This is a genomic window from Kitasatospora sp. NPDC096204, from assembly GCF_044763205.1.
In the GTDB taxonomy this organism is placed as follows: Bacteria; Actinomycetota; Actinomycetes; order Streptomycetales; family Streptomycetaceae; genus Kitasatospora.
The window spans coordinates 1-1,449 of the sequence record NZ_JBIWFT010000102.1 but is presented as its reverse complement, the minus strand read 5'-3'; the positions used below and the strand labels follow the sequence as shown (position 1 = coordinate 1,449).

General features: G+C 70.0%; 1 protein-coding gene. It reads left to right on the top strand.

Annotation, left to right across the window (positions count from 1 at the left end; genetic code table 11):
- Positions 1 to 68 precede the first annotated feature (68 nt).
- Positions 69 to 1,334: an IS701 family transposase gene (locus ACIQ87_RS40295; protein ID WP_402417249.1), complete on the top strand. Its 1,266-nt coding sequence runs from the start codon at positions 69 to 71 to the stop codon at positions 1,332 to 1,334.
- Positions 1,335 to 1,449: the final 115 nt, after the last annotated feature.

The window sequence follows — 1,449 nt, the reverse complement described above, 5'->3', positions numbered from 1 at the left end:
CTAGTAGGGCTTGGTCAGGTGTACGCGCTGGTGGCGTGTCTCGACGAGGCTTTGCGCGTTGATGGTGTGTGACACCTGGGGAGTTGGATCAGGTCCGGGAGGACCTGGTGGCGTTCACGGCGGAGATGTTCGAGGCGTTCACGCGCACCGATCAGCACCGCTGGGGGCAGGCGTATGTGCGCGGGCTGCTGCTGGACGGGCGGCGCAAGTCGGTGGAGCCGATGGCAGCCCGGCTCGGCGAAGACGGCAATCGCCAGGCCCTGGCCCACTTCGTGACCTCCAGCCCATGGGATTGGGCCCATGTGCGGGCGAGGCTCGCGTGGCGGATGCACGAGGAGATCGACCCGACCGTGCTGGTCGTGGACGACACCGGGTTCCTCAAGGACGGTGACGCCTCGGCGTGCGTGTCGCGGCAGTACACAGGCACCGCGGGCAAGGTCACCAACTGCCAGGTGGGAGTGTCGGTGCACCTGGCCCGCGACCACGCCTCCGCGCCGGTCAACTGGCGCCTGTTCCTGCCCAAGTCCTGGGATCCCGGCTCGGTTCTGGCGGACCCGGTCAAGGTCGCCCGTCGGGAACGCTGCGGCATCCCGGCGGACCTGGGCCATGTCGAGAAGTGGCAGCTCGCGCTCGACATGATCGACGAAACCCGCTCGTGGGGCGTGGACGTCCCGCTGGTCCTGGCGGACGCGGGCTACGGCGACAGCGTCGCGTTCCGGCTCGGGCTGAACCAGCGCGGTCTGAACTACGTGGTCGGGATCTCCACCACACCCACCGCCCACCCCGCCGATGCCCGCCCGGTCACGCCGCCTTACAGCGGCACCGGGCGGCCACCGGTGCCCAAGTATCCCGACCCGCCCCGCTCGGTCAAAGCCCTGGTCATCGAGGCCGGCCGGAAAGCGGCACGTCCGGTGCAGTGGCGCGAGGGCTCGCGTCCGGGCAAGGGCCGCACCGGCTACAAGCGCATGTACTCGCGCTTCGTGGCCCTGCGGATCCGTCCCGCCGGACGGGAGATCCGCGACGCCACCGAGGGCGTGGAACTCGCCGAGTGCTGGGTGCTGGCCGAATGGCCCGCCACCGAGGCCGAACCGGTCCAGTTCTGGCTCTCCGACCTGCCCGCCACCACCCCGCTGACCACCCTGGTCCGGCTGGCCAAACTCCGCTGGCGCATCGAGCACGACTATCGCGAGATGAAGCAGGCCCTGGGCCTGGCCCACTTCGAGGGCCGTACGTTCACCGGCTGGCACCACCACGTCACGCTGGTCTCCCTCGCCCACGCGTTCTGCACCCTGCGCAGACTGGCGACCGCCCCAAAAGACGCGGCGCCGGCCTGAGCCTCTACCAAGTCGTCCGCGAGCTGCAGTTACTCCTCGCCACCTGGGCCGGCGCCTGCCCCACCTGCCACCGCGACATCCCCACACCCATACGGACCTGACCAAGCCCTACTAG